Genomic DNA, 24,324 nt, shown 5'->3' on the forward strand with positions numbered 1-24,324 from the left:
TCAGGATTCATTCCCGGAGCAGCGCTGCACCGCAAATGCAAGCGCCCGCTCCAGGGATTCCTGTTCTTTTTCAGGCGTAAACTGGCTTGCCAGCTGGTTCACTTGCTCTCGTAATTGCTCCAAAAATGCTGAATCGGTTTCAGCCAGTTCAAGCACAGCGGCCAACGCAGACGTGTCGCCCACCGGGTAATACCCGGCGTAATCCTTACCAAGCAACCCAGTATTACCGGAAATATCAGAGGCAATCACCGGTAAACCCGCTCGACAGGCTTCCGATACCACGTTGGCCCCACCTTCCATCACCGAGCTCATTACCAATAACTGGCTATTCGCCATCAGCTGCACAACATCGGCTTTCTCAAGCTCGCCAAGCCAGTGAAACCTTGGGTTCTCATCTACTTCCTGGGTCGCAAGTTTTTCCCAATGTTCATCGTGGGCCTTGCCCGCGCACAAAACACGGATTCGAGATGTTGTGGGCAACAACCTTGCGGCCTTAGCCGCCCGCAGTGAGTCCTTTTCAGCCCTGAGGTGGCCGATAACACACACATCAAAATCATGTGTGGCAGGGCCACCATTTCCGGGCACTCCTGCCGGCTTATCAGCTGACTGAAAAAGCGTGACCAGCTTGTCCCGAAAACTCTCAGGGATATCGTCCCCCACTTGTGCATGCAGTCCAATCAGCGCGTCGGCCGCCTGCATGGAGCAAAGGGTTTGCTCAGGATATTTGTACTGGTGCCCATATATGTCTGTTCCCGTAAGAGCCACCACCAAAGGTTTGCCCGGCCAGGTCTCACGAAACAAGTGCACGGCATCGTAGCTGCGCCAAGCATGAAGGGCTAAGAATAGCTCACAGGGTTCACCACGATATTCCGTGACAACTGACACCTGATGCCCTGAACGTTCCAGCAACCCCTGCCAACGTTCTGCAGTAGCCCTGTTGCCAGCTTTCGAGCCAGGGGCCGCAGGCGTGATGATGATAATATCCATAGGTATCTTTGGTATAAGGACACTGTTTCAGGGCCCGGGTGAAACTTTGATAGACTTGCATCGCGTTTCCGGAGAATAGTGCCCGGAAACCTGACCTATTTAAACACGCAAAACGTATAGCTGTTCAGGCTCGGCAACAATCAGAGTATCCTACGCCTTTGCTATATCAATCACACAACCGATCAAGGAATTCAAATGGCTTTGAATCTTATACGGAAGTTAGTGGTTTCCAGTTTGTTCTGCGTCACCGCGGTTACCGCATCGGCGGAGACGTTTGTATTTACCGCAATCCCCGACGAAGACGAAACCAAACTGGTAGAGCGTTTTCGCGGTGTGGCGGATTACCTTTCTGAGCAGTTGGATGTTGAAGTGCGTTACATCCCGGTAAAATCATACGCTGCGGCGGTTTCAGCATTCCGTAACAACCAGGTGCAGTTGGCATGGTTTGGCGGCCTTTCCGGCGTACAGGCCCGACGACTGGTTGAAGGGTCAGAAGCGATCGCTCAAGGCGTTGAAGACGAAGCGTTCGAGACCTACTTTATTGCCAATACCAACACAGGTATTAAACCGGCTGGTGAACTGAGCGATCTGGAAAGCCAGCTCAAGGGCAAAACCTTCACCTTTGGATCCAAGGGTTCAACATCTGGTCGCCTTATGCCTGAATTTTATGTGCGCGATACGTTTGATTCCAAGCCAGAGGATTTCTTTTCGCGGGTTGGCTTCAGTGGCAACCACACGCGTACCCTTCGTTTGGTTGAGGCCGGCACTTACGATGTAGGCGCACTTAACTTCCAGGTTTGGGAGAAAGAACTGGGTGACGGAAACATTGATACCGATGCCGTTCAGGTTATCTGGAAAACACCTGCATACCCTGATTACCAATGGACCATTCGTGGAGATGTAGATGAGCGGTTTGGTGAAGGCTTCAAGAAGCGTGTTACCGAAGCACTGCTGAATCTGGATAACCCCGAACTGCTTGAAAGCTTTCCGCGTTCAGGCTTTATTCCTGCCTCCAACGACGACTATGAGCCGATTCGTAAAACAGCCGAAGAGATTGGAATCCTCGATTGATGTCAGGCTTTGATTTCTCTGGCCTTACGGCTTCATTCAGCGGCAAGCGGGTTATAGGCCCGCTGTCGCTGCAGATTAACCCGGGCGAAAAGATTGCGCTGGTGGGTAAAAGCGGTGCGGGAAAATCCACCCTCATTCGGCTTATCCACGAACGCGTTAACCGGGATTCTTCCCTCATCCCGCAAGAGCTGGGTTTGGTGAGCGCCCTCTCTGTGTTCCATAACGTCTACATGGGGCAGTTGGATAAACATGCCACCTGGTACAACACGGTTACCCTGGCGCGCCCCTTCGCCAAGGACCGTACCGAAGTAAACAGCTTGTTGCAGTCACTTGGCATGACAGAAAAGCTGTGGACACCCACGGCATCCCTGTCGGGTGGTCAGCGACAGCGAGTTGCCATTGCCCGTGCTCTCTATCGTAATGCACCGGTGCTGCTCGCAGATGAGCCGGTTTCGGCGCTGGATGGCCCTATGGCGCATTCGGTAATGACACTGCTGCGGGACGGCTTTTCAACCAGCATTATTGCGCTGCACGATGTGGAACTGGCGCTGAAATACTGCACCAGAATTGTTGGCATACAGGATGGGCAAATCGCCCTGGACGAAGCTGCCGAACGCCTTGCGGCTTCAGACATCATGTCTCTTTACTAGGTAACCCGGCCGTTTCATGCTCTCTTCCCCAACGGTTCGTACCAGCCTTATTTTCCTTGCCATTGCCTTGGTGGGGCTTCTGTTTGCCGATATTGCCATTACAGCCTCCAACCCCTGGCGAGATCTTGGTAATTTCTTCCTGGGAATCGTAACGCCCAACTTCTTCAGTAGCGAAGGGCTGATGACTGCCCTGTTAAGAACGGTTGCTTTTGCGTTTGTTGGTGTGGCGCTAGGTGGTATTGCCGGGTTCCTTCTGGCGCTGGTGTACCGGTCCTTACCCGTGCGCATGTTCTGCGCCTTTGTGCGTGCCATACACGAACTGTTCTGGGCGCTGATTTTTCTGCAGTTTTTTGGCTTTCACCCCTTAACGGGCGTGCTGGCTATTGCTATCCCCTACGCGGGCATTTTCGCCAAGGTGTACTCGGAAATTCTCGAAGAGGCAGATCCGGAACCCGGTCGGGCCTTGCCTCCGGGCACCGGAGTTATCTCTGCGTTTCTCTATACCCGCATCCCCGATTGCTGGGTGAAAATGCGCACCTATACTGCTTACCGCCTTGAATGCGGCTTGCGCTCCAGCGCGATTCTTGGCTTTGTTGGTTTGCCAACACTCGGGTTTTATCTGGAGGCCTCGTTCTCCCAAGGGCTGTATTCAGACGCCGGCGCCATGCTGATTCTGTTTTACATCCTGATTGCCACCATGCCCCTCTGGGTGCGGCCAAAGCTTCTGCCTGTATACATTCTTGGTGCCCCCTTCTTTCTTGGCGAGGGTTTGCCCATTGTGTGGGGCAACGTGCAGCGTTTCTTTACGGAAGACATAGTGCCTGCGCCACTGCGGAACGGCGAAGGTCTCGCGGGCCTTACCCCCTGGTTGAATGACTTGATGATTAACGAGGCCATGCCGGGCATCTGGAACACCATTGTGCTCACTCAGATTGCCTTGGTGGCTACGGGGATTATATCGTTGCTGGCATTCCCGTTGATCTCAAATCACTTTGGCGGCCCCATAAGGCGCAATGCCGGCCATGTTGCATTGGTGATTGCGCGCTCTACACCTGAGTACATTCTGGCTTATATTCTTTTGCAGCTCTGGGGGCCTTCCATGTTGCCAGCGGTTGTAGCTTTGGCGTTGCACAATGGCGGCATCATTGGGCACCTGATAGGCCGGCAAACCAGCTCAATCAAACTTCGCCCGGATGCGCCAAGCGGCTTAAATCGATATGGCTGGGAACTGGTGCCCCGTGTTTACCGTTCGTTTTTGGCGTTTTTGTTCTATCGCTGGGAAATCATCATGCGGGAAACAGCCATTCTGGGGATTCTCGGCATCTACACCCTGGGTTTCTATGTAGACAGTGCCATACAGAACATCCGGTTTGATCGAGCCATGGTACTGATACTGGTAACCGCCCTGCTCAACATCGGTGTGGATACACTAGGGCGCTATATACGTCGAAAGCTTGCACTCCAGACCATGCCAACTTGCTAAGGCACAGCGCCATAGAGAATAGAATCTTAGCGCTTACACTCTATGTGCCCAGACACCATATCGGAACCGCCTGAAACGCTGCCCAGAATATCAGATTTGGCAAAGATACCTGAGCGGTGCAGTAAGGAAACGCCGCCATAACAGTTGCTTACCGCTTTGTTATCAGTAAACAGGCGAAGTGGCACATCAAGCTGCCCCTCAAGGTAATTGAGGAAACGTGAGGTATTTCGCTCACGCTTTGCTTGTTTGACCTGCTCTACATAAGGCACTTCCGTGGCGTAAGAAAAGCCAAAGCCAATCCCGAAACGAAACCACTCCTTCGATGACCAAGGCGGGTTAGCTGGCGTCATGGCCATCACATACGCGTTGTATTCACCAAAATCATCCTGGTATCCGTTTTCGAAACGCCGGTTGAGCGACAGCCTGCCCCAGTAATCGACGTACTTGCCGTCAGAAATCAGTTTTCCCAGCGTTAAGCCGGCCATGTAGGCGTGAACATCTTCGCTGCGCTTTAGAGTGCCTGTGAGTGTTCGAGTAAATGGACCTTCTGCCTGATAGCCAGAATTCAGTCGCCATGACCACTCCCCTGAGCGCTCAGAGCCAGGCTGCTTGGTTGAATCGTTCAGTGCGTTCCCGAACAGGTAGGCAAAACCGAATGTGGCCGAAACAAGCTGCGACTCGTCCACCAGCGGGCTGTTGTAGATCTCGCTATCCACATGTTGGGAGGCGACGTTTGTAAACAGCAGCAAGCGTGATGTTGCCTGATAAGAAGAGTTAATGCCGGCGCGCCAGAAAGTTGCGGAATCAGGCTCATAGACGGGCCTGTCAGCCCTCGCCTCATTGGCGTCAACGCCATAGTAGTAATCTGTAAGGTCGCTGTCCTGGTACACGTAGCTGACAAACGGCGTGAAAGACCAGCGGCCAAGTTCCCAGCCGTAGGAGTAGGTAAAGTCCCACTCATAACCGTTGTGAACACCAAGAACATCATTTGCCCAAGTTGTTGAAAGTGCGCCCCAATCGCCAAAAACCGTGGCTGAGAAGCCCATATCGACAGTCTGATCCCTATCGCTGATGCCATTGAAATAAGGGGTAGCATCCGATTCAAGCCGGTTAAACCTATACTTGGCAAGCAAATCGACATTCAACCAATCCGATTTAACAAGGTGCGCTCCCGCTGAAGTGCCATGGGCAAAAAGCCATTTTCCTTCATAGAGATATAGCGGAATAAGGTCTGCTTTGCTGTCATTGAGTACGCCGGATATATTATCCACCCCAACGTAAGGGCTAGTCCCTCTGCGCAAGGCGGCCCCAAGGCCAACTGTGCCTGCGGGCACTTCGTTAACAGACGTTCGGGTGTCCGGCAGGCTGGCGTAACCACCACCCGCAGTTAAACAAAGGCTCAGACAGACGCTGAACCTGATACATCCTGATTTCATTTTGAGTTTCCGGTTTGTCGCAGATACCCGTGGTTATAAAACAGGACCAATGGTTGCGATAACGTTGTGCCAAATCCTTTCGTGATAATGCCAGGCAAGAACCTCTGGCAAACTGACCACCTCAGATCGGTCGATATAGCTCTGCTGGCGTTCCTTAATGGCCTTTGTTGTGGCCTCATCTTGCAGAAGGATATTGTTTTCGTAGTTGAGATCGAAGCTTCTCAAGTCGAGATTCGACGACCCTATCAGGCTGATTTTTCCATCAATGGTGAGGGTCTTTGCATGCAGTAACCCTCCTTTGAACTCATGAATAACGCAGCCCGCATCGAGAAGCCGATGATAATAGCTGCGGCTGGCAGCGGCCACAATCAAGCTATCATTAATTTTGGGGAAGATCAGCGCAACTTTCACGCCCCTGTATGCAGCGGCACAAAGGGCTTCCAGAACCGTAGCGTCCGGAACGAAATAAGGCGTAGAAAGGATCAGTTCGCTTTGGGCGCAGGCAAACAGGTTAGCAAAGAGATGAGGCGTGGCACCGTGGCGCTCAGTTGGGCCAACGCCCATAACCTGTGCAGGAAAACCGCCTTCGCCACGCCCTGACGATAATGGTATGCCATCCAGTGACTCGTTGGTGGCCTGCATCCAGTCACTGGCAAACAGCAATTGATTCTGAACCACTACCGGCCCGGTAAACCGAAGCATGATATCGACCCAGGGCGCGTATTTTGCCTTGATCAGAAACTCCGGGTCTGCTGAGTTCCGGCTGCCGCAATAAGTGATGCGAGCATCAATTACCGTAATTTTGCGGTGGTTCCGGAGATCCAGCCGGCTGGTCAGAATGGTGCGAATAGGATGCTTCAAGGATAGAGCAACCGCCATACGAACGCCCGCCTCTTCCATACGTTGCCAGAGCGGGGAGTTAATAATCGCACGTGAACCCAGCCCATCCGCCATGGCCCGGCATACCACTCCCCTATGAGCCGCTCGAATCAGGGCTTCAGCAATGGCGTGACCGGTATTGTCGTCAAGCCAGATGTAATAGAGCACGTGAACGTGATCGGTAGCTGCATCTATATCGGCCACCATTCTTTCAAGAGTTTCATTGCCGTCTTTCATCAGCTCGGCGGTATTACCCGTTGAAGGATGGAAGCCATTGATGGAACCTGCATAACGAAATGCAGGCCGATACACCGGCTCAATTAGCGCCTCGGTATTGGCAGCATCACCCATAAACCAGGACGCTTTCGCCCTTATTTCGTGGAAAACTTCTTTGTGTCGCTTGCTTGCGCGATTGCCAATATCTGTTTCGCCGAACAGGAAATAAATTGCGCTGCCGAAATAAGGCAACAAATTGAGAACCACAAACCATGCAAGCCGGCCAGGAGGCGAGAGATCATCCCGGAGCAAAATCCGAATGGTAAACGTGAGAACCAAAAGAGTGTGGAGTACCAGAATAACCGTCATCAGGCTGCCTTTAGTGGTATTGGGGCCTTCTCTCTTTCACTAGCCACTGGGAACCTTGTCACAATTTCTGCAGGTCGGTCGGCTTAAAGGCCGGTAATGACCAAGAGTTCGCGGCGACTTAAGGATACAATCCGTTACACTGTTGAAACGTTCTGTAATAGTTCATTCAAGGTAGCACCGCTCATGATCGAAGGACTTGTTGTACTGACTCAGGTCGGCCTACTGGTTTTGGTTGTGACCCTGGTGTGGCGAATGCTAATGCTGACTCGCTCCGAACCTCTACTAGCTACTGCAACTGACAACCAACTCCTACCGGTAACACGCAAAGAAAAGCCGGTTGTTCAAAAGCAGAAACGTCTAGCTTCTGCAGATCGTACAGAGTTGTTTACCCAGCTGCACATTCTTGCAGGGCTTCAAGAGCGGGATTGTCGAATAAGTGGCCTACAGCTGAATGAAGCGCCGGAAACGGTTCGTGCATACGCCGCAGCCTGGCTATACGGAGCCGGTTGCGCTCTGTGCGACCAATCAGAACGGCACAGTGATTCATTGGCGGGCTTGGTGGCCCAGATCGCCGCCCGTAAAACCGGTATTCGACAGTCAGAGGCCGTGCAGGCGATTGCAACGCTGACTTCCTGCGGTGTACTGCTGGCCTGTTTCCGCGCCGGGCTTGAAGGCGCGGAATTCTGGCAGACCCACCAGTACGTTCAGCCTGAAAGCAGTCTTTACTCAGCTATTACCGCGAACGCACTGATCTGATTTCTTAACTTTTGTTGTGCTGCTCCAATACCCAGTCTGTGCCCAAGGGCATTGGATCTGTCTGGTTCGGCGTCTCTACTGGCACACCTGCAACGGACGGGCGAGTAAATGCACCATCCTCCGTAGATTTCATAGACTCCACATCTACTGAGAGAATCAGGTAGGTATCTCCACCCGACAACACTCTGGCCCGATGGGTAAGGCCAAAAACAAAACGGCAATAATCCAACTTCAGCTGCATCAGATCTTGTTCTGCCTTGCGAATCTTCCTCAGTAGTACTTTTTGTACACTTTCCCCATAATCCATCATATTTTCTCTGAAGTTAGCGCGAATTCTTGCATGATTTTACACTTTTCTAAGGTTTTGTCAGCCAAGGCATAGGGTGAATAAGGGCCAGTTTGGTCTACTCAATGGCCCTCACTCTGAAATATAAGCTTCAAGGGTACGGACTCTAAAAGGGGCTGCTGGCCACTCTGTAGATCAACACGCCACACCATTTCAGTGCCCGTGGTGCACAAAGGTGCAACAAACTGCGCAGAATATTGCCCGTTATCTCCCCTACGCAGCGGTACGGGATACTCTCCCATGTACATGGATTCCCCCCGCAAAACTGCGATGAAGCGCTCTGGTGCGACCGGCGCAGAAACGGTTAGCTGGTATTCCGTGCCCTGCCCTTTGTCGCCGATATTCTGCAGGCTAGCATTCCAAACGCCCGATCCCGTTTCCCATTCACAGGTAGGCCCGAGTAAGTCGCATGCAGGTAGCGCAACGGCTACAGCCCCATTGTCCGGGGTTTGTAACCAGCGAACACCCAATACAGCTACTATCGCCAGGCCCAAAACGAAACCTGAAATCAAAATCGCTCGTAACATACCGATACCGGGCTTAAACCCCCTGTTGAAAACCACCAAGCATTATGAACACTATCTGCGTCAAGGCAAAGATTTCTAAACCAGCGCCATACATGAGAAAATGCCGCGCTCGCATATCTGACCCACATTCGAAAACAGGAATACGCCCGTGCAACCGGATATTTCCGTTAAAAACCTCAACAAGATTTATGAGGGCGGTTTCCAGGCCCTGAAAAACATCAATCTTGAAATCAACCGGGGTGAAATATTTGCTTTGCTTGGCCCAAACGGCGCCGGCAAAACCACCATGATCAGCATCATTTGCGGTATCGCCAATATGACATCCGGTGAAGTCCGTGCGGGTGGTTATGACATCATCAAGGATTACCGCAAGGCCCGTTCAACCATTGGTCTGGTGCCCCAGGAACTCAACACCGATTCATTTGAAACTGTGTGGAACGCCGTATCGTTCAGCCGGGGCTTATTCGGGAAAGCGCCCAAGCCAGCACACATTGAAAAAGTGCTGAGGGATTTGTCCCTATGGGATAAGCGGAACAACCGCATCATGACCCTCTCTGGTGGCATGAAGCGCCGGCTGATGATTGCCAAAGCCTTGTCCCATGAGCCGCGAATACTGTTCCTTGATGAGCCTACGGCCGGCGTAGACGTAGAGCTCCGTCGCGACATGTGGGAGATGGTTCGCAAACTCCGGGAAGACGGCGTAACCATCATTCTCACTACCCACTACATAGAAGAAGCTGAAGAAATGGCGGATCGCATCGGAGTGATACGCCAAGGTGAAATCATTCTGGTGGAAGACAAGAGCCAGCTGATGAGCAAACTCGGCAAGAAGGAACTGCGCCTGCAACTGCAAAACAAACTGGACGAAGTGCCGAGTGAATTGAAAACCGAACCAGTTGAGCTGTCCGAAGATGGCTACGAACTGATATATACCTTCGATTCACAGCAGGAGCAGGCTGGCGTCGCGAGATTACTACGAACTCTTGGTGATATAGGGGTTGATTACCGCGACCTGCGCACTCGGGAAAGCTCCCTGGAAGACATATTTGTCGGCCTGGTGCATGAACAAGCCACCAAAGGCTAACAGGAGAAAGCATGAATTTTTACGGTGTTAAAGCCATCTACAACTTTGAAATGTCCCGCATGCGGCGCACTTTGATGCAAAGCGTGCTCTCACCGGTCATCTCCACCTGTTTGTATTTTGTGGTATTTGGCTCGGCGATTGGTTCCCGGATGGGCGATATCGATAACATTGCATACGGCGCCTACATCATCCCTGGTCTGGTCATGCTGTCGCTTCTGATGCAAAGCATCTCCAATGCCTCGTTCGGTATTTATATGCCGAAGTTCTCCGGCACGATATACGAAGTGCTTTCTGCGCCTGTTTCCTATGTTGAAGTGGTATTGGGCTACGTGGGCGCGGCGGCTACCAAGTCTGTGATACTGGGCCTGATCATACTCGCCACCGCCAGGCTGTTTGTGGATTACAGCATACTGCACCCATTCTGGATGTTGTCGTTCCTGATACTGACCGCCGTAACCTTCAGCTTGTTCGGGTTTATCATCGGAATATGGGCCGACGGTTTCGAAAAACTCCAGATCGTTCCCATGATGATTGTAACCCCGCTTACCTTTCTTGGGGGCACCTTCTACTCCATCGATATGCTTCCGGAAATCTGGCAAACCATCAGCTTGTTCAACCCGGTGGTGTACCTGATTAGCGGATTCCGGTGGGCCTTCTATGGGGTGTCTGATGTGCACATAGGAATTAGCGTGGGGATGACACTGCTCTTTCTCTTCGCATGCATGGCAGGTATCTGGTGGATTTTCAAAACTGGCTATCGGCTGCGCACCTGATGCGATACCGCTACAGCCTGCTCTGCTTTGTGGCCACCTTGGCTGGCTGTTCTGGCTCCGCTGCGGTTGAACCATCAGCGGGCCTGCCGGTTATCGAAGGGTGCTTCGTAACGGCCTCCAGCACCGTTAGCGTTAACCTGGAACTGGCGCGTGCGCCCAGGGATCGCCAGAAAGGTTTGATGGGCAGAGAGTCTATGGCAGCCAATTCCGGGATGCTGTTTGAGTATCAGGAGCAGCAGAGCCCGGATCATGGCTTCTGGATGTTCCAAACCCTTATCCCCCTAGATATCGCTTACCTGAATAACCAAGGCGTGATTAACAACATCAAACAGATGGAGCCTTGCGACTCATCCAGTGGAGCGCGCTGCCCCAGCTATCCAGCGGAGGTTGCGTTCATCTCCGCCGTGGAAATGAACGCAGGCTTCTTTGAAGCTAATGATATTGGGGTCGGAGATCGACTCAAGCTTGGCGAACAGAACTGCAGTAATCGCTAGCGGTCTTGCCACTCCGGTTTGCGCTTATCAAGAAACGCACAGATGCCTTCCCGGGCATCATCCGCAAGCAGATTTTCCGCCATAACCCTGGCCGTGTAGTCGTATGCATCGGCCAGGGGCATTTCCAGCTGTTTATAGAAAGCGCCCTTACCTATTTTCAGCGTATGCCCGGATTTCTGGGCAATGGTGAGGGCCATGGCGTACACCGTTTCATCCAGCAAGGATTCATCAACCACACGGTTTACCAACCCTAACTGCTCTGCACGGGCAGCACCGATCATCTCCCCCGTAAGAAGCATTTCCATAGCGTGCTTTCGGGAAACATTGCGAGACAAGGCCACCATAGGCGTTGAGCAGAACAACCCGATATTCACGCCAGGCGTGGCAAAGCGAGCAGAGGTTTCCGCCACCGCCAAATCACAACTTGCCACCAACTGGCACCCAGCTGCAGTTGCCACACCTGCTACCCGGGCAATAACGGGCTTTGGCAGGTTAACCACCTGCTGCATTACCTCACTACAACGCTTAAACAACGCCAACTGAAACTCGTGGCTATCCAGCTGGTCGCGAATTTCTTTCAGATCATGGCCAGCACAAAACACCTTACCCTCAGCCGCAATCGCCACAACCCGCGTAGCGCTGTCTGCGGCGATGTCTTCGAGAGCTTCACCCAGAGCATCCAGCATGCCCATAGAAAGACTATTGCGCCGTTCAGGCTGGCTCAGGGTAAGGGTTGTAATGCCCATCTCGTCGGTATGTCGTTTCAGCAGATTTGTCATGGCGGGCTACCTCCGTTCACCGTAAATCGGAAAACAGTCAGTATCAGGCAGGATGCCTTCGCTGTCGAAGCGACCTTTAGCGCATGTTACAACACGTTGGTTTTGCGATATTCACCCGGAGACACCCCCATCCAGCGCCGAAAAGCCCGGGTAAAGCTGGCTGTATCGGTATAACCCAAATGAATGGCTAACTCGTCGAGTTTCATGTCACTACCGCTGAGTATCTGCGTGGCCGTTTGTCGGCGCTCTTCATCAACCAGAGCCCGAAAACTGGCGCCTTCCTGCTCCAGCTTCCGCCGAAGGCTTCGGGATGACATAGCGAGCGCGCTGGCCACCTCATCAAGTGTTGCCACCAAACCAAGCGGGCCAAGAATTTGCTGCCGAACCAGCCCGGACAATCCACTGGTTTGCCGTTGTTCCAGCTGCAAACGGCACTGATCGTTCAGCATCCTCACCAATCTTGCATTGAACGTGGGCAACGGCTTATCGGCTGCAAGGCCCGCCACCATAATTGCGTTACGTTGGCTGTTATAGGCGGGGTTAACTCCAAGAACCTCTTCAATAAAACCAGAGTACGCAGGCTCAGGCCCTTCAAACTCAGCTTTACTGATTGCGAGGCCCGACAAACTCAGCTCCCGCACCAGATTCACACCCGTTGCCAGGTCACGCTCCAGCAAAAACTGGCGCACATGCGGGGGGATAGATGCCGGGTCTAAACCAATTCCAAAGAACCCATCTTCATCGAACGAATACAGCCGACAATAGGCAGTGCTTAGCGGCAGGTAACGGATGGCAGTTTTGGCAGCATCTCTGAGAGTACGGCTGGTACTCAACGCAAAGCCCCAAATGCCAAACGTCGCCACGTTGTATTGCATCCCTAGCTTCAGGCCAAGCGCAGGCGTGTCTGGCAGCGCAAGAATCAGGTTCTCGATCAAACGCATTTCCTGATCGCGGGCAATGAGTGCCTCGCCATCCATCAAGGCCTCATCGGTAATGCCCGTGCCCTGCAGACAGGTGTCCTTATCGACACCCAGGCTGGCGGCGAAGTTAATCATTACCTGGCTGATGACAATGGGATGAAGAATGGGGTCAGCGTTAATCATCAAGGTACTTTTATAGTTTGGGTTTGTTCAGCATAACTGGCCACAAGGGCTTCCCGATTGGCCAGAGCTGCCCTGTGTGCAGGTTATGGAAGACATTACATTGAAAGCATATTCCCAACAAATATTAAAACGAGAGGAAAGCATGCCCCAGGATGTGAGCACAGCCAACCGCGAAGCCGTTGTTTTCGCAAAACACTACATGGGGCAATTCGGGTGGCCAACGGTCGCTTTAGTGGCGTTGGTGCTGGTAGGCTTTATCGGCAACCTGTTGCTTTTTGTATTCGGTCTGATGCCAGCCTGGGCCGCAACACTTGTTCTTGCGGCGCTCACCTACATGGCCTACACCCCGGTGCATGAAGCCGTTCACGGAAACATTCATGGCAAGCATGACAAGCTGCGCTGGGTGAATGATCTGTGCGGTTATTTAATGGCTCCCCTGATAGCCATTCCCTACGCCTCACACCGGCTTGAACATTTTACCCATCACCGATACACCAACCAGCCAGACAAAGACCCGGATTATCTGATCAGTGGAATCGGCCGTGGCCCCATTGGAGCAATTCGCACGGTGTTTCAGTTTTTGTGGTTACAAAATACGTTTTTTGTAAGTGCCCACTGGGGCAAAGCCACTAACAAAGAACGTAGCGTGTATTGCGCAGAGATTTTCGTTTTCCTTGGTTGGCGAATAGCCTTTCTTGCCCTGATCGATGTACCCGGCGCTGCTTGGGTGGTTCTTCTTGGGTATGTGATGGGTGGCTTTTTCACCGCCTACTGGTTCGCCTATCGGCCACACATCCCTTACAAATCTGCCGAGCGTTACCGCAACACCAACAGCCTGATAATGCCCACCTGGATGAAGCCATTGGAGTGGTTCTGGCTGGGCCAGAATCTGCATTCCATCCATCACCTTTTCCCCAGAGTTCCCTTCTATCACTACCACGCTCTGCATCGGGATATTGAACCTATCATTCGGCAACAGGGCACGCCGATACTGTGTATATTCACGCGTAAGCCCTTGGCGCCAAAGTAAGCTGGTGATCATAATCTGTATACTAGGTTCCAGGTTTCTCTATGGGCGGTTCGCATGTATTGGTTAGTGAGTAAATTGTTTAAGGTAATCCGCGAGACAAAAGTACTTCGTATAATTTTCGTCTTACCAGTGGCAGCAGCACTGCTGACTGGCTGTGAGTTTTACAAAAGCGGAAGTGTTGAATCAGAAAAAGAAGTGGCGCCAACAGCCTGGTGGGAACCACTGGAACCGGATGTGACCATCAACGGCGACGAATTTTACGCAGGTACCTGCTCCATCACCCGAGTAACGGGCAGTGGCGGTGAGAAATCAGCAGAAGTCATATTCAAAGTCCCATCCCGCCTGTTCACCCAGTGCTCCAATAGCGGGCGTGGTGAGAAGGTCCTCGATTACGACGGTGAGTATATTGTTTTAAGAGTTTGCGAGATCACCTACGGTGCAGGTGGCTGTGGAGGTGATAGCTACAGAAGTGCCGACTTTGAAAACTGGGAAGAACACATAGGCGTTACGTGGATTAATGGCGAAGAGTACGAAGCCTGGAGAAAGGTTGGCTCCAAATCTTCAAAAGCGGATTCGGTGAAAAAGGTGGTCAGGGAATAGCCGGCGCTGATAACTAACTGACTACCAGAAACAAAAAAAGCAATCCCACGATATTGATTGCTGAAGCCACCCTGCACCACTTATTCAATCGCTTTTTAAACGCCAAATAGAAGTTACTAAGAAAGATAAAAATCATCCCTGGAACGGTCACAAATATAAAGGCATACCCCTGTGCCAATCCATTGCCTGCGGGATCAGAACCCGTGAAGTCACTGAAAAGTGGGCTCAGGGTGATGAACCACGCAACCAACTGTAAGATCAGTATAAAACCAGCTACCGGATTTCGTTCAAGTTTTTCGTTGGACGTCATTTTAATATCTCAGTGAGAGGCTTTCTGGCATTCCATTTTTAATGTTATATCCGTTAATCGGCGTGTGTCAGCGCTTTTCGATAGATCCCAACGTTCCAACCCCGGTATGTTGTTGAGAAATCAATCTTCAGCCCCACCTTCTCCGCTACCCTAACAGACGCTACATGGCGATGAGCGATAATCGCGATGATGGAATCCAAGCCACATTTCGAAAAGCCGTACGCGAGCGCTGCCGCGGCAGCCTCTGACGCCAAACCTCGGCCCCATGCATTTCGAGCGAGGCGATAACCAATCTCCACCTCCTGCACTCCGTTCAGGTCAACCGGACTCAAGCCGCAAAAACCAATAATGGCCCCCGAAGAACTGTCCACAACCCCCCACTGACCAAAGCCATGCTCTTTGTATGACACCAGACACCCGTCAATAAATTTTCGGGTGTCGTCATCAGTGCACGGCCCATTGGTCGAAAACTCCATTACTTCTGGATCGCCAAGAATTTCCCCAAGCGCACCAACGTCAATTGAGGTGAATTCTCGAAGTACTAGTCTCGGCGTTTCTGCTATGAACATTCCACCTTCCTTGATAGATCTTTGTGCACACAACGTGTCCAAGCTGATAGTACTCATCCATGTTTCCTCGATTCAACCTAAAACAACAACACGTACTTCACCAAACTCAACTTTAACTGCCAATTATTCTCCGGAATCCAACGAGCGCGCAAATTCTGATACGGCTTGCAGTTTTTCGATATCGGATGGTATTGAAAGCGATTCTTGGGCATGCGCAATAACAAGGCGGGCAGATTCCAACGCCGCTGCTTCCATTTTTTCGTTGCCGACGGATGTGAGTGTAGCCAGTGCTTTTAGCGTTCGGAGGACAACCTCAATGGTTGCCGCACCGTCACGGGCAATAGCATTGAATGCATCCTCAAACAAATCACTTAAAGGAATCTCCCGTACAGCAACACGATCATACTCGATGCGGGGTTGTTCCTGCTCTGAAATCTCCTGGGCCAACTCCGCGAACAATCGAACAAAAATACCAGTAACTTGGATCGCGGTTCCAGGGTCGTTGACAGCAGGAGACAGCGCACGACTAGCAATTTCGGACAGCGTAATAAGACCAAACCGGGGATCGTCATCGAATGTTCGCTGGTTGCCGATAAAAAATGCGTTAACTATCGATGCAGTTTCGATCACTGCCTCTGCATCCCTGCCGCCTCTTACATAAGCCAGCGGCCGATTAGGTGCCACAAATGCACCTGGAAGCGTCGCTACTATAATCTGCATTTCTCCATTCTTTGCGGCAGTCTGCAAAGCATCCATATCGATCCGCTGAATATAGCCAACAGTGGTTGGAAATACTGGCAAACCATCTGTTTGATGGTCTGACTGAGTCCCTCCAAGGAAAGGCTTCTCTCTTCGCCGGCGCAACGCTTCGGCAGTGGCTTTCTCAACCTTGGCGATTGTCGTGCCGAGCCGTCCCAGCCGAGCGATTCCATCAACCCATTTGATAAAGTTGATAATGACTAATACAAAAACCACTATGGTAATAATAAAAAGGATGAACCTGCCTGCTTTTTCGTAATAGCCATTCAACAACGCAACCTGAGCGACGATACTGAAAATAAATGCACCAATAAACGTGGACAATGCATTTTGGGAGACATCGTCGGAGACAACCAGCGTGAAGGCCCGTGGAGTCGCCGAATTGCTCGCAGACTGATAAGCAGCCAGCATCGAGCCTACGGCAAATACCGCCATGACCAGCATGCTTGCTGAAATGACCTCGAGCAGCATCTCAATTGATTCGGTATTTACCTCGGGGGCCTTCTGAAATATCTGGAACTGGTCAGCCCATTGAGCGATGAAAGCGATAGCGATGGACACAAGACAAACGAATAGCGGCTTGACCCACAGCCTCTCACCTATACGATTGAGTATAAACCTGAGTTTGTCTTTCATGCTTTATTCCACCTTGAGGTGAAGTTAAGCGTGCCCTTCTTACTTGGTTTATGAGGTAAGTTTTCGTAAGTAGCCAGGGCGCGCGCTACATGACTAACTACTTAGTTGGCATCAGCGTAATTTCACGCACATCGCATCTAGGGTTGGCAGAAATAGCATACACAACCGCATCGGCTATATCGCTGGGGTCTAATTTGTCTGGTTTGGCTTCATCAAAAAAGGGCGTGTTGACCATGCCGGGGCAGATGGTGGTACAACGGCCGTTCCATTCAGCCATTTCGGCGGCTAGATTTTGGCCAAATCCGTAAGCAAACCACTTCGAGGCACCATACACAGAACCTTTCAATGTGATCTTGCCTGCAATGGAGCTGGTAACAATAAAATGCCCTTGGGTTTCTTTTAATGCGGGCAGGCTGGCTTTGGCGGTAAACAATAGCGCATTGATATTCACGTCCAGCATCGTTTTCCATTCGTCAGGATCACCGTTTTCGATGCCCGGAGCGTTAACGCCTGTGCCTGCATTAGCGAACACCACATCGAGTCTGCCGAATGTTTCTATGGCTTTATCCACCACGTTTGTAATTTCGTTTAGCTTGGACACGTCTGCCGTTACCGCTAAAACCCTGTCGTTGCCCCACCTTTTGACTATGTCGTTTAGCTTGGCGGTACTTCTCGCCGTAATAACGACTTTGTGCCCCGCCTCGATGAGTTTTTCAGCTGTGGCTGCGCCAATACCGCTAGAGGCACCTGTGATCAGTACGATTTTTTGGTCAGTCATTGCTTTTACTCCTCATTAGGGGCTGATACACCCCTGCCCGGCACATTCACTCCTTCGGAGCAAATTGTTCGAAGACCTCTTGCCCTGTCATTTTCTTTGTTTTGTTCTTGAATTCGTAAAATGCGGGCTTTTCATCAATGAAGATCTCACTATTCAGCGCGAATTGCTCGCTCTGGAATAGTCCTGCCGGGATGATGTACTCATTGTTTGGAAGCAGATGATAGAAGAGATGCGTACCGCATTTGGAACAAAAGCCACGCTGCGCCCAGTCGGAAGACTGGTAAGTTGAAGGCTCGTCTCCCTCAAACTTTACGTTCGAGCCACAATGGACTGCAAACATTGGTCCACCAGACCAACGTCTGCACATAGAGCAGTGGCAAAGCCCCACTTCAGCCTGGCTTTCCGAAACAACTTCAATAGAACCGCACAAACATTTACCTTTCATGTGAGTCTCCTTGGCTGATCGAGGGCCTTGCCAACGACTACAGCACGTGCGGCTGCTGAATGGAAGCGAAGCCGCGACAGACAAGCTGTCGCCGTGATTGGCCTGACTATCTGTTTTTCACCTGAGATCAGAGCCCATCTTTTATCATTCCTTTGATTTTCTGTGCTTTTTCAAAATGGTCAAGCTGGTGCGTCTGTATCCACCATGTAGCTGCTTCCATTAACCGCTCTGGGTCATCATTTTTGTTGGCGAAGAATGCATAGAAAGAAAGGCCGACAGTGCTGCCTTTAGCCGCTATTTTTTTGTCACACACTTCGACTATTTTGGCTCTCAGATCACTTCTCATTTTTTTGCCACGTCCTGAGTATTAAAGTCACCCACACACATGACTGCAACTTGACCACGCTTCGCGTGACTGCAGAAATATATGCTCTCGATAATGGCGCTTTTCCAAAGACGTTCAAGCGCTAACTATTGGCAGAGCCGGATATAAACTGTCAGCAGCTTTGATAGGCGGCTACAACTCGTATATCAATGGCGCCTATACGCGGGATTTGTCATCCACCCAGCGATATCGAACTGGGTCAATGGCTAGCAGAGAAGTTCTCATGGTTTCGCGCAATGTCTTGTCCGCCCGACGAAAGATACTTTTTAGCTCAGTGTCGATGCTCTGCTTTGAGGCACCCAGTTTTTCAGCCTTTGCGTACCAGTCATGCCCCTCTGAAAAGTTACCTAGCTCAATGTTCAAAGCACCCAGCAACGTACAGGGCCTGAAATTTTTTGGCTGTAACTCATGAGCCTTTCTCCCGAACTGCAAGCCTTCTTTACGCTGTTTCAGGTCTCGCAAAACACCGCCGTGAGTGGTGAGCATCGCCGAGTGGATCTTGGGGTGTTTTAAGCTTTTCGTCGGTACCTGCCTGATTAGTTCTTGCGCTGATTCTGGCTGCTTGCACTTTCGATAGTGACCACTGGCGTTAATTACATTCCAGGGAGCCCTGGTTCGAATATATTCACTTGCGCAGAATTCAGCTTCCCGATAATGGTAGGCCTCCCGCAGTTCTTTAGTGAGATACCGCTTACCCTCAGCGTTAAGCCAAACAAAGTCCCGCTCGGCAATACGGTTATCAGCCTCAACGTGCTGGAGAACATTCATCAACCGCAAGACTAGAGGCTGCTCACTATTTTCGACAATTCCGTACTTCTTGCGCAGGATGTATGCGGGATCCCGTTCGCGAGCAATACGAGCGGCCTCTACTGTCTCTCGCTGGAGCCTTCGTGCTTTAAGCTGTGCAATACGAGTTTTTTCTGTGGCTTCAGCTGCATGGATCGATGAAATATAGGACTCGTAGGTTATTTGGCCTGTGGCCAATTTATACAAGAGGGTAAACCCTTTAACCCTGAGGTAGTTAATATAGGCTGGCGAAAGAACATGCCCCTGATACAGAGCCCACAAAATATTGCTAAACGGCGACCGAACCGCACTAGGATGGTTGTCAATGTGATAGTGACAAGCAATATCATGGGGAGTAAGGGGGCTATAGTCAGGGTCATGGATTCTTGCCTCGTGAAAGGCTTCTGCAGCGACTCGGTTCTGCTTGTCCTGTTCTATCCACTGAGCCAAGCGAGCCTCATCTTTTGCTTTGCGCTCAGCATCCTCAGCAATGCGATCAGCTTCTCGTGCTGCGCGAGCAGCCTTAATGGCATTTCTTTTTCGCTCGGCCTCTTGAGCCCACCTATCCGCTTCGGCTCGACGCTCTTTCTCAAGAGCTTGGCGCTGCGCGTCAGCAGCCCGTTCGCGGGTAACTAACTCTGGATCCAAGCCTTCGATAAAAGCCTCATAGGTCAACTGGCCGCTTGCAAGTTGGTGCAATCGAGTAAGGTTTAGCTCTTGCAGGTATTTCAACGACAGTGCAGTGAGTGGTCGCCTGTGAAACATGCTTTCGAGGACTTTGCTCAGGCGAGTGCCTGGAATAACCGCACCATTGATGTGGCTGACGTAAAAGTGAGAGGCGATGTCGTAGCGAGTTGGGTGGTGCGATTCCATACAGTAAAGAGAGTCCATTCTAGTGAGGAAAACCTAAGGCGGGTTCTACCCTGATTATCAGAGGCCCGCGCCCAACAGATCGCGGCCAAGGTGACAGTTAGTGATCGAGCCTAGTTTCGCTTTGTGGAGAGCTACTTGCGAATTATGGTGATCTTGCTGTAGATCGGCAACCTTTGTGGCGCGACCCAAGTTCTCGGCGCAAGCACAGCAAACTGAGAACGTGATCGATGGGCAAGCATTCCCGGAATTCGACAATTTCAGCAAATAGGTGGCCCACCGATTACAGTTTGGAGGGATCGTTGAGCCTCACCATGGTGGAACCCCTCATTGGCACCTGATACTGCAGCTCATGCTGAAATTTAAGTTATTTCGCAAGGGCCAGTCGTCGACTAATTATTGCGCAACTTTATGAATTGTGGAAAAAATAATGCTGATATCATTGATACCAAAGGCTTAGCGTACAATTTTTCCGTTTCGTGAGCTAACCCCAAAGAAACAGTATCAGACACGCGGGTCTGGCTGTTGAAGCGACTTTCATGGAGCGCGCCTTACTGCAGATTGTTATAACGGTGTACAGGCCGTAGGATCTATATGTAAACCAACAAACGCAGGATGAAAAGAGAGGACAATGCTCAACTCCAAAATACTCAAAGCACTTGTCGCCATCGCCATAATTGCCGGCGGGATTTACGTGATCGTTATTGACGAACCTGCGACTCCCACAGGTGATATCAACAGCATTCAGCCATTGCCAGAACAGGACGCGCCTTGATTTGGGCGGGATAATGGTGCTCCGGGCCGGAATCGAACCGGCACGACCGTGAGGTCGAGAGATTTTAAGTCTCTTGTGTCTACCAATTTCACCACCGGAGCATTCGGGGGGAAGTTTTGAGGGCCGGAATTGTATAAGGCCATGGGCGATAACGCAATTCAAAACACCCTCGGATAGTTTTTCCCTCAGCTTCCGGGTTTCCGGGCTATCCCTTTGTAGATGTACCCGGCTATCTTTGGTGATTTCGGAATGTAGAGGTTTTCCAGTTCCTCAAGCTCAAACCCCGCATGGCGGATCAGGTCTGCGATATGGCGGTTCAGGTGGCAGCCACCCGCCAGTTTTTTCCAGCTTGGGTTGATGCGGTTTTGCCATTTGCGGGTGCTGTCATCGGGTGATTCCCCATGCTCCAGGAACAGGAGCTCCCCACCGGGCTTTAACACGCGCTTCATCTGCAGCAGCGCCGCGTTCCAGTCGGGAATGGTGCACAGGGTGAAGGTAAGCAAAACGGTATCCACGCTGTTATCTTGCAGCGGTATTTGCTCCCCCGGCAGGCCCAGCCATTCAACATGAATGGGCGCGCGCTCCAGATTTGGCTGTGCTTTGCGGCGCATGTCTTCCGAAGGCTCCAGGCCGTAAACCATTTCCACGGTATCCGGGTTGTAGAATTGCAGATTAATACCCGATCCCATGCCTACTTCCAATACACGGCCTTTTGCTCGCGGCACAATCTGGCTACGCAGTTTCATCACCTGACCTAAAGAGCAGGCTTTGTCGATAATATGCGGCAGGATGCGTTCTTCGTAAAAGCTCATGCTTTTCACCATACTTGTTTTTAATCAACGGGTGCGACAATCTGCCCTATCGGTTTAGCAGCCATATCCAGTAGCATGCTCTCTAACTGCCGGTAAAAACAATATTACAATTCAGGCTGTGGCAGCTGTGGAGTGAGTGCGCTGTGCTCGCTTATTGTGACGTTAACCTTTACCGGGGGTTCCTATGGAACTAGATCCTCTCATCCTATCGCGAATCCAGTTCGCTTTTGTCGTGTCATTTCACGCCATTTTCCCGGTGTTTACCATCGGGCTTGCTTCCTACATTGCCGTACTTGAAGGGCTTGCGTACAAAACCAAGAACCCGGTATGGCTGAAGCTGTCTTCATTCTGGACCACGGTGTTTGCGGTGGTCTTCGGAATGGGTGTGGTATCCGGCATTGTTATGTCGTTCCAGTTTGGTACCAACTGGAGCAATTTCTCCCAGGCGTCTGCCAACTTCCTTGGGCCCATGCTCAGCTATGAGGTTATTACGGCCTTCTTCCTTGAAGCAGCGTTTCTTGGGGTGTTGCTCTTTGGGCGCGATCGCGTTCCGCCCGGTGCGCACCTGTTTGCCGCAATTATGGTCGCCACAGGCACCTTCATATCGTCATTCTGGATTCTATCTGCCAACAGCTGGATGCAAACACCTGCCGGAACCGAGCTGCGAGATGGCATTTTCTACGTTACTTCCTGGAGCGAGGCGATATTTAACCCCTCCTTCCAGTTCCGCTTTGCCCATAAGGTTATCGCTTCGTTCCTGACGGGCGGCTTCGTTGTGGCCGGTGTCAGCGCTTGGTATCTGCTCAAAGGGCGTGAGGTGGAAGCAAACCGAAAAGCATTGTCCATGTGCCTTTGGTTGCTGTTGATTCTTGCACCTGCGCAGTTGATAGTTGGCGATTTCCACGGGCTGAACACCCTTGAGCACCAGCCAACAAAAGTGGCGGCAATGGAAGGCAACTGGGAAACCTCCCGCAACGTTCCGCTGTTGTTGTTTGCAATTCCTGATCAGGAAAACCAGACCAACCATTTCGAAATTGGCGTGCCCGGGCTTGCCAGCCTGATTCTTACCCACGATTGGGACGGTGAAATTCCCGGCCTTAAAGACGTTCCGGTGGCGAAGCAGCCGCCGGTGGCCATCGTATTCTGGTCTTTCCGAATTATGGTTGGGCTGGGAATGTTGATGATTCTCTTCGCCCTTACCGGCCTTGTACTGCGCTCCGGCGGTCGTTATTGGCGCTCATCCTGGTTCCTTCAGGGTATGCGGTTCATGAGCGTTGCGCCGTTTATTGCTGTTCTCACGGGCTGGTTTGTAACCGAGTTTGGGCGGGCTCCATGGCTGGTCTATGGAATGATGACTCAGGCTGAGTCCGTCACCCCTTCCCTCACCGGTGGTATGGCACTGTTTACTCTGATTGGTTACGTGGTTGTGTACGCCCTGGTGTTCACTGCCGGCGTCTATTACCTCATGCGGGTTCTGTACGAGGGCATGGAGAGTAATCAGCACGAGCCAGACATTCAATCTGAGCGCCCCAAACGGCCTATGTCAGCTGCACACACGTCGTTTGAGCTCCATGACTCCAAAGAACAGCCGGCCAAACAGGGAGGAAACTAATTATGGAACTGCTTGATTTGGCACTCGTATGGGCATTTATCATCGGTTTTGGCGTCATTATGTATGTGTTGATGGACGGCTTCGATCTGGGCGTGGGAATTCTCTTCCCCTTCGCCCCGACAGAGCAGGATCGCGACGTAATGATGAACTCGGTTGCTCCGGTATGGGACGGCAACGAAACCTGGCTGGTGCTCGGCGGCGCCGGCCTGCTGGGCGCATTCCCGCTGGTTTACAGCATATTGCTGCCGGCCTTGTACATTGGCGTGTTCCTGATGCTGGCCGGCCTGATTTTCCGTGGCATTGCCTTTGAGTTCCGTTTCAAAGCGCGCACCTCCCGTTATCTGTGGAACTGGGCCTTTGCCGGTGGCTCAACTGTGGCCGCATTCGCTCAAGGCGTTGTTGTCGGCACCTACATTCAGGGCTACGAAACCGCCAATGGCGTGTTCACTGGCGGTGCGTTTGATTGGCTGACCCCATTCACTGTACTGACTGGCCTTGGCCTACTTGCAGGCTATGCCCTATTGGGCTCCACATGGTTGATTATGAAAACCGAAGGCCGTTTGCAGGAATGGGCGTATAAAATCACCTTGCCCCTTTTAGCTGCTGTACTTGTGGTGTTTGGCATTATTAGTGTGTGGACGCCGTTTATTGACGATATGGTTCGCGACCGCTGGTTCAGTAACTTGACCATTATCTGGGTTCTGCCTGCACTGACATTGCTGTGCGCTTTCCAGATTTTCCGGTCGGTTCGCAACCGGTTTGAAGGCATGCCGTTTGTGGCCACTATGGGGCTGTTCATAACGGCTTATCTGGGCCTGATTGTCAGCCGCTGGCCGTATCTGGTTCCACCCAACTACACCCTGTGGGATGCGGCCTCGGCGTACGATTCGCAGCTGTTCTTGTTGATAGGTTTGCTGATCGTTATTCCATTTGTACTCACCTACACGGCGTGGACCTATTGGGTATTCCGCGGCAAGGTACGTGCTGGGGAGGGGTACCACTAA

The 24,324-nt window shown here is 51.6% G+C and carries 27 protein-coding genes and 1 tRNA gene; 12 read left to right on the top strand and 16 right to left on the bottom strand.

The annotated features are described in order from the left end of the window. Positions 1-987 (bottom strand): selenoneine biosynthesis selenosugar synthase SenB, encoded by a 987-nt coding sequence (senB, locus tag RG807_RS08655; protein WP_309044539.1) that lies wholly within the window; start codon positions 985-987, stop codon positions 1-3. Positions 988-1,182: 195 nt separating this feature from the next. On the opposite strand from senB, the gene RG807_RS08660 reads away from it, so the two are divergent. Genes RG807_RS08660 through RG807_RS08670 form a run of 3 tightly spaced genes read left to right on the top strand, consistent with a single transcriptional unit; the run spans position 1,183 to position 4,191 of the window. Then, a complete protein-coding gene (locus RG807_RS08660) occupies positions 1,183-2,058 on the top strand; it encodes a putative selenate ABC transporter substrate-binding protein (protein WP_309044540.1) in 876 nt (291 codons plus the stop codon). Beyond that, complete coding sequence (locus tag RG807_RS08665; RefSeq protein ID WP_309044541.1) at positions 2,058-2,708, top strand: ATP-binding cassette domain-containing protein; 651 nt, start codon at positions 2,058-2,060, stop codon at positions 2,706-2,708. Before RG807_RS08660 ends, RG807_RS08665 begins: the two co-directional genes overlap by 1 nt. A gap of 16 nt (positions 2,709-2,724) precedes the next feature. Beyond that, positions 2,725-4,191: a PhnE/PtxC family ABC transporter permease gene (locus RG807_RS08670; protein ID WP_309044542.1), complete on the top strand. Its 1,467-nt coding sequence runs from the start codon at positions 2,725-2,727 to the stop codon at positions 4,189-4,191. Positions 4,192-4,217: 26 nt separating this feature from the next. Here the strand turns inward: RG807_RS08670 and RG807_RS08675 are convergent, their stop codons facing one another. After that, complete coding sequence (locus RG807_RS08675) at positions 4,218-5,627, bottom strand: MipA/OmpV family protein (RefSeq protein ID WP_309044543.1); 1,410 nt, start codon at positions 5,625-5,627, stop codon at positions 4,218-4,220. Between the two features lie 33 nt (positions 5,628-5,660). Next, on the bottom strand, positions 5,661-7,091 hold the full coding sequence (cls, locus tag RG807_RS08680) for a cardiolipin synthase (protein ID WP_309044544.1): 1,431 nt from the start codon (positions 7,089-7,091) through the stop codon (positions 5,661-5,663). A gap of 183 nt (positions 7,092-7,274) precedes the next feature. On the opposite strand from cls, the gene RG807_RS08685 reads away from it, so the two are divergent. Then, positions 7,275-7,847, top strand: a complete 573-nt coding sequence (locus RG807_RS08685; RefSeq protein ID WP_309044545.1) for a hypothetical protein — start codon at positions 7,275-7,277, stop codon at positions 7,845-7,847. A 4-nt stretch (positions 7,848-7,851) separates the two neighbouring features. Here RG807_RS08685 and RG807_RS08690 read toward each other — a convergent pair whose 3' ends face one another. Together RG807_RS08690 and RG807_RS08695 are read right to left on the bottom strand one after the other, a co-directional pair. Continuing rightward, positions 7,852-8,157, bottom strand: coding sequence for a hypothetical protein (locus RG807_RS08690; RefSeq protein ID WP_309044546.1), 306 nt, complete (start codon positions 8,155-8,157; stop codon positions 7,852-7,854). Positions 8,158-8,255: 98 nt separating this feature from the next. After that, positions 8,256-8,720: a hypothetical protein gene (locus RG807_RS08695; protein WP_309044547.1), complete on the bottom strand. Its 465-nt coding sequence runs from the start codon at positions 8,718-8,720 to the stop codon at positions 8,256-8,258. Positions 8,721-8,868: 148 nt separating this feature from the next. Here RG807_RS08695 and RG807_RS08700 point away from each other — a divergent pair, with 148 nt between their 5' ends. Genes RG807_RS08700 through RG807_RS08710 form a run of 3 tightly spaced genes read left to right on the top strand, consistent with a single transcriptional unit; the run spans position 8,869 to position 11,071 of the window. Then, on the top strand, positions 8,869-9,804 hold the full coding sequence (locus tag RG807_RS08700; protein ID WP_309044548.1) for an ABC transporter ATP-binding protein: 936 nt from the start codon (positions 8,869-8,871) through the stop codon (positions 9,802-9,804). A gap of 11 nt (positions 9,805-9,815) precedes the next feature. Further along, positions 9,816-10,577, top strand: coding sequence for an ABC transporter permease (locus tag RG807_RS08705; RefSeq protein ID WP_309044549.1), 762 nt, complete (start codon positions 9,816-9,818; stop codon positions 10,575-10,577). Further along, a complete protein-coding gene (locus RG807_RS08710; RefSeq protein ID WP_309044550.1) occupies positions 10,577-11,071 on the top strand; it encodes a DUF192 domain-containing protein in 495 nt (164 codons plus the stop codon). Before RG807_RS08705 ends, RG807_RS08710 begins: the two co-directional genes overlap by 1 nt. On the opposite strand, the gene RG807_RS08715 is transcribed toward RG807_RS08710, so the two are convergent. Continuing rightward, the gene (locus RG807_RS08715; RefSeq protein WP_309044551.1) at positions 11,068-11,850 is read right to left on the bottom strand and encodes an enoyl-CoA hydratase; all 783 of its coding nucleotides are present in this window, start codon (positions 11,848-11,850) and stop codon (positions 11,068-11,070) included. The genes RG807_RS08710 and RG807_RS08715 overlap by 4 nt on opposite strands. An 86-nt stretch (positions 11,851-11,936) precedes the next feature. Continuing rightward, the gene (locus RG807_RS08720; RefSeq protein WP_309044552.1) at positions 11,937-12,953 is read right to left on the bottom strand and encodes an AraC family transcriptional regulator; all 1,017 of its coding nucleotides are present in this window, start codon (positions 12,951-12,953) and stop codon (positions 11,937-11,939) included. 142 nt (positions 12,954-13,095) lie between these two features. Between RG807_RS08720 and RG807_RS08725 the strand changes: the two genes are divergently transcribed. Both RG807_RS08725 and RG807_RS08730 read left to right on the top strand, forming a co-directional pair. Then, positions 13,096-13,983 (top strand): fatty acid desaturase family protein, encoded by an 888-nt coding sequence (locus tag RG807_RS08725; RefSeq protein WP_309044553.1) that lies wholly within the window; start codon positions 13,096-13,098, stop codon positions 13,981-13,983. Between the two features lie 66 nt (positions 13,984-14,049). Then, positions 14,050-14,583: a hypothetical protein gene (locus RG807_RS08730; RefSeq protein ID WP_309044554.1), complete on the top strand. Its 534-nt coding sequence runs from the start codon at positions 14,050-14,052 to the stop codon at positions 14,581-14,583. 13 nt (positions 14,584-14,596) lie between these two features. Here RG807_RS08730 and RG807_RS08735 read toward each other — a convergent pair whose 3' ends face one another. The 7 genes from RG807_RS08735 to RG807_RS08765 all read right to left on the bottom strand — a co-directional run bounded on the left by RG807_RS08735 (position 14,597) and on the right by RG807_RS08765 (position 20,124). Continuing rightward, on the bottom strand, positions 14,597-14,893 hold the full coding sequence (locus RG807_RS08735; protein WP_309044555.1) for a hypothetical protein: 297 nt from the start codon (positions 14,891-14,893) through the stop codon (positions 14,597-14,599). A gap of 53 nt (positions 14,894-14,946) precedes the next feature. Next, complete coding sequence (locus RG807_RS08740; protein ID WP_309044556.1) at positions 14,947-15,462, bottom strand: GNAT family N-acetyltransferase; 516 nt, start codon at positions 15,460-15,462, stop codon at positions 14,947-14,949. A 123-nt stretch (positions 15,463-15,585) separates the two neighbouring features. Further along, positions 15,586-16,857 carry a DUF2254 domain-containing protein gene (locus tag RG807_RS08745; protein WP_309044557.1) on the bottom strand — a complete coding sequence of 424 codons (1,272 nt, stop codon included), beginning with the start codon at positions 16,855-16,857 and terminating at the stop codon, positions 15,586-15,588. 97 nt (positions 16,858-16,954) lie between these two features. Next, a complete protein-coding gene (locus tag RG807_RS08750) occupies positions 16,955-17,635 on the bottom strand; it encodes an SDR family oxidoreductase (protein WP_309044558.1) in 681 nt (226 codons plus the stop codon). Positions 17,636-17,681: 46 nt separating this feature from the next. Further along, entirely contained in the window at positions 17,682-18,080 is a 399-nt protein-coding gene (locus tag RG807_RS08755; RefSeq protein ID WP_309044559.1) for a GFA family protein, read from the bottom strand. 127 nt (positions 18,081-18,207) lie between these two features. Then, positions 18,208-18,426 (bottom strand): DUF6500 family protein, encoded by a 219-nt coding sequence (locus RG807_RS08760; RefSeq protein WP_298447136.1) that lies wholly within the window; start codon positions 18,424-18,426, stop codon positions 18,208-18,210. Positions 18,427-18,621: 195 nt separating this feature from the next. Then, positions 18,622-20,124: a tetratricopeptide repeat protein gene (locus RG807_RS08765; RefSeq protein ID WP_309044560.1), complete on the bottom strand. Its 1,503-nt coding sequence runs from the start codon at positions 20,122-20,124 to the stop codon at positions 18,622-18,624. Positions 20,125-20,752: 628 nt separating this feature from the next. Here RG807_RS08765 and RG807_RS08770 point away from each other — a divergent pair. Next, positions 20,753-20,896 (top strand): hypothetical protein, encoded by a 144-nt coding sequence (locus RG807_RS08770; protein ID WP_309044561.1) that lies wholly within the window; start codon positions 20,753-20,755, stop codon positions 20,894-20,896. A gap of 14 nt (positions 20,897-20,910) precedes the next feature. On the opposite strand, the gene RG807_RS08775 is transcribed toward RG807_RS08770, so the two are convergent. Both RG807_RS08775 and RG807_RS08780 read right to left on the bottom strand, forming a co-directional pair. Further along, positions 20,911-20,997 (bottom strand) — tRNA-Leu (locus tag RG807_RS08775). A gap of 84 nt (positions 20,998-21,081) precedes the next feature. Beyond that, entirely contained in the window at positions 21,082-21,708 is a 627-nt protein-coding gene (locus RG807_RS08780) for a class I SAM-dependent methyltransferase (protein WP_309044562.1), read from the bottom strand. A 184-nt stretch (positions 21,709-21,892) separates the two neighbouring features. Between RG807_RS08780 and RG807_RS08785 the strand changes: the two genes are divergently transcribed. Next, positions 21,893-23,320 carry a cytochrome ubiquinol oxidase subunit I gene (locus tag RG807_RS08785; protein ID WP_309044563.1) on the top strand — a complete coding sequence of 476 codons (1,428 nt, stop codon included), beginning with the start codon at positions 21,893-21,895 and terminating at the stop codon, positions 23,318-23,320. A gap of 2 nt (positions 23,321-23,322) precedes the next feature. Then, positions 23,323-24,324 carry a cytochrome d ubiquinol oxidase subunit II gene (gene cydB, locus RG807_RS08790; RefSeq protein WP_309044564.1) on the top strand — a complete coding sequence of 334 codons (1,002 nt, stop codon included), beginning with the start codon at positions 23,323-23,325 and terminating at the stop codon, positions 24,322-24,324.

The sequence above is a fragment of the Marinobacter sediminicola genome (genome assembly GCF_031157525.1).
Classification (GTDB): Bacteria; Pseudomonadota; Gammaproteobacteria; order Pseudomonadales; family Oleiphilaceae; genus Marinobacter; species Marinobacter sediminicola.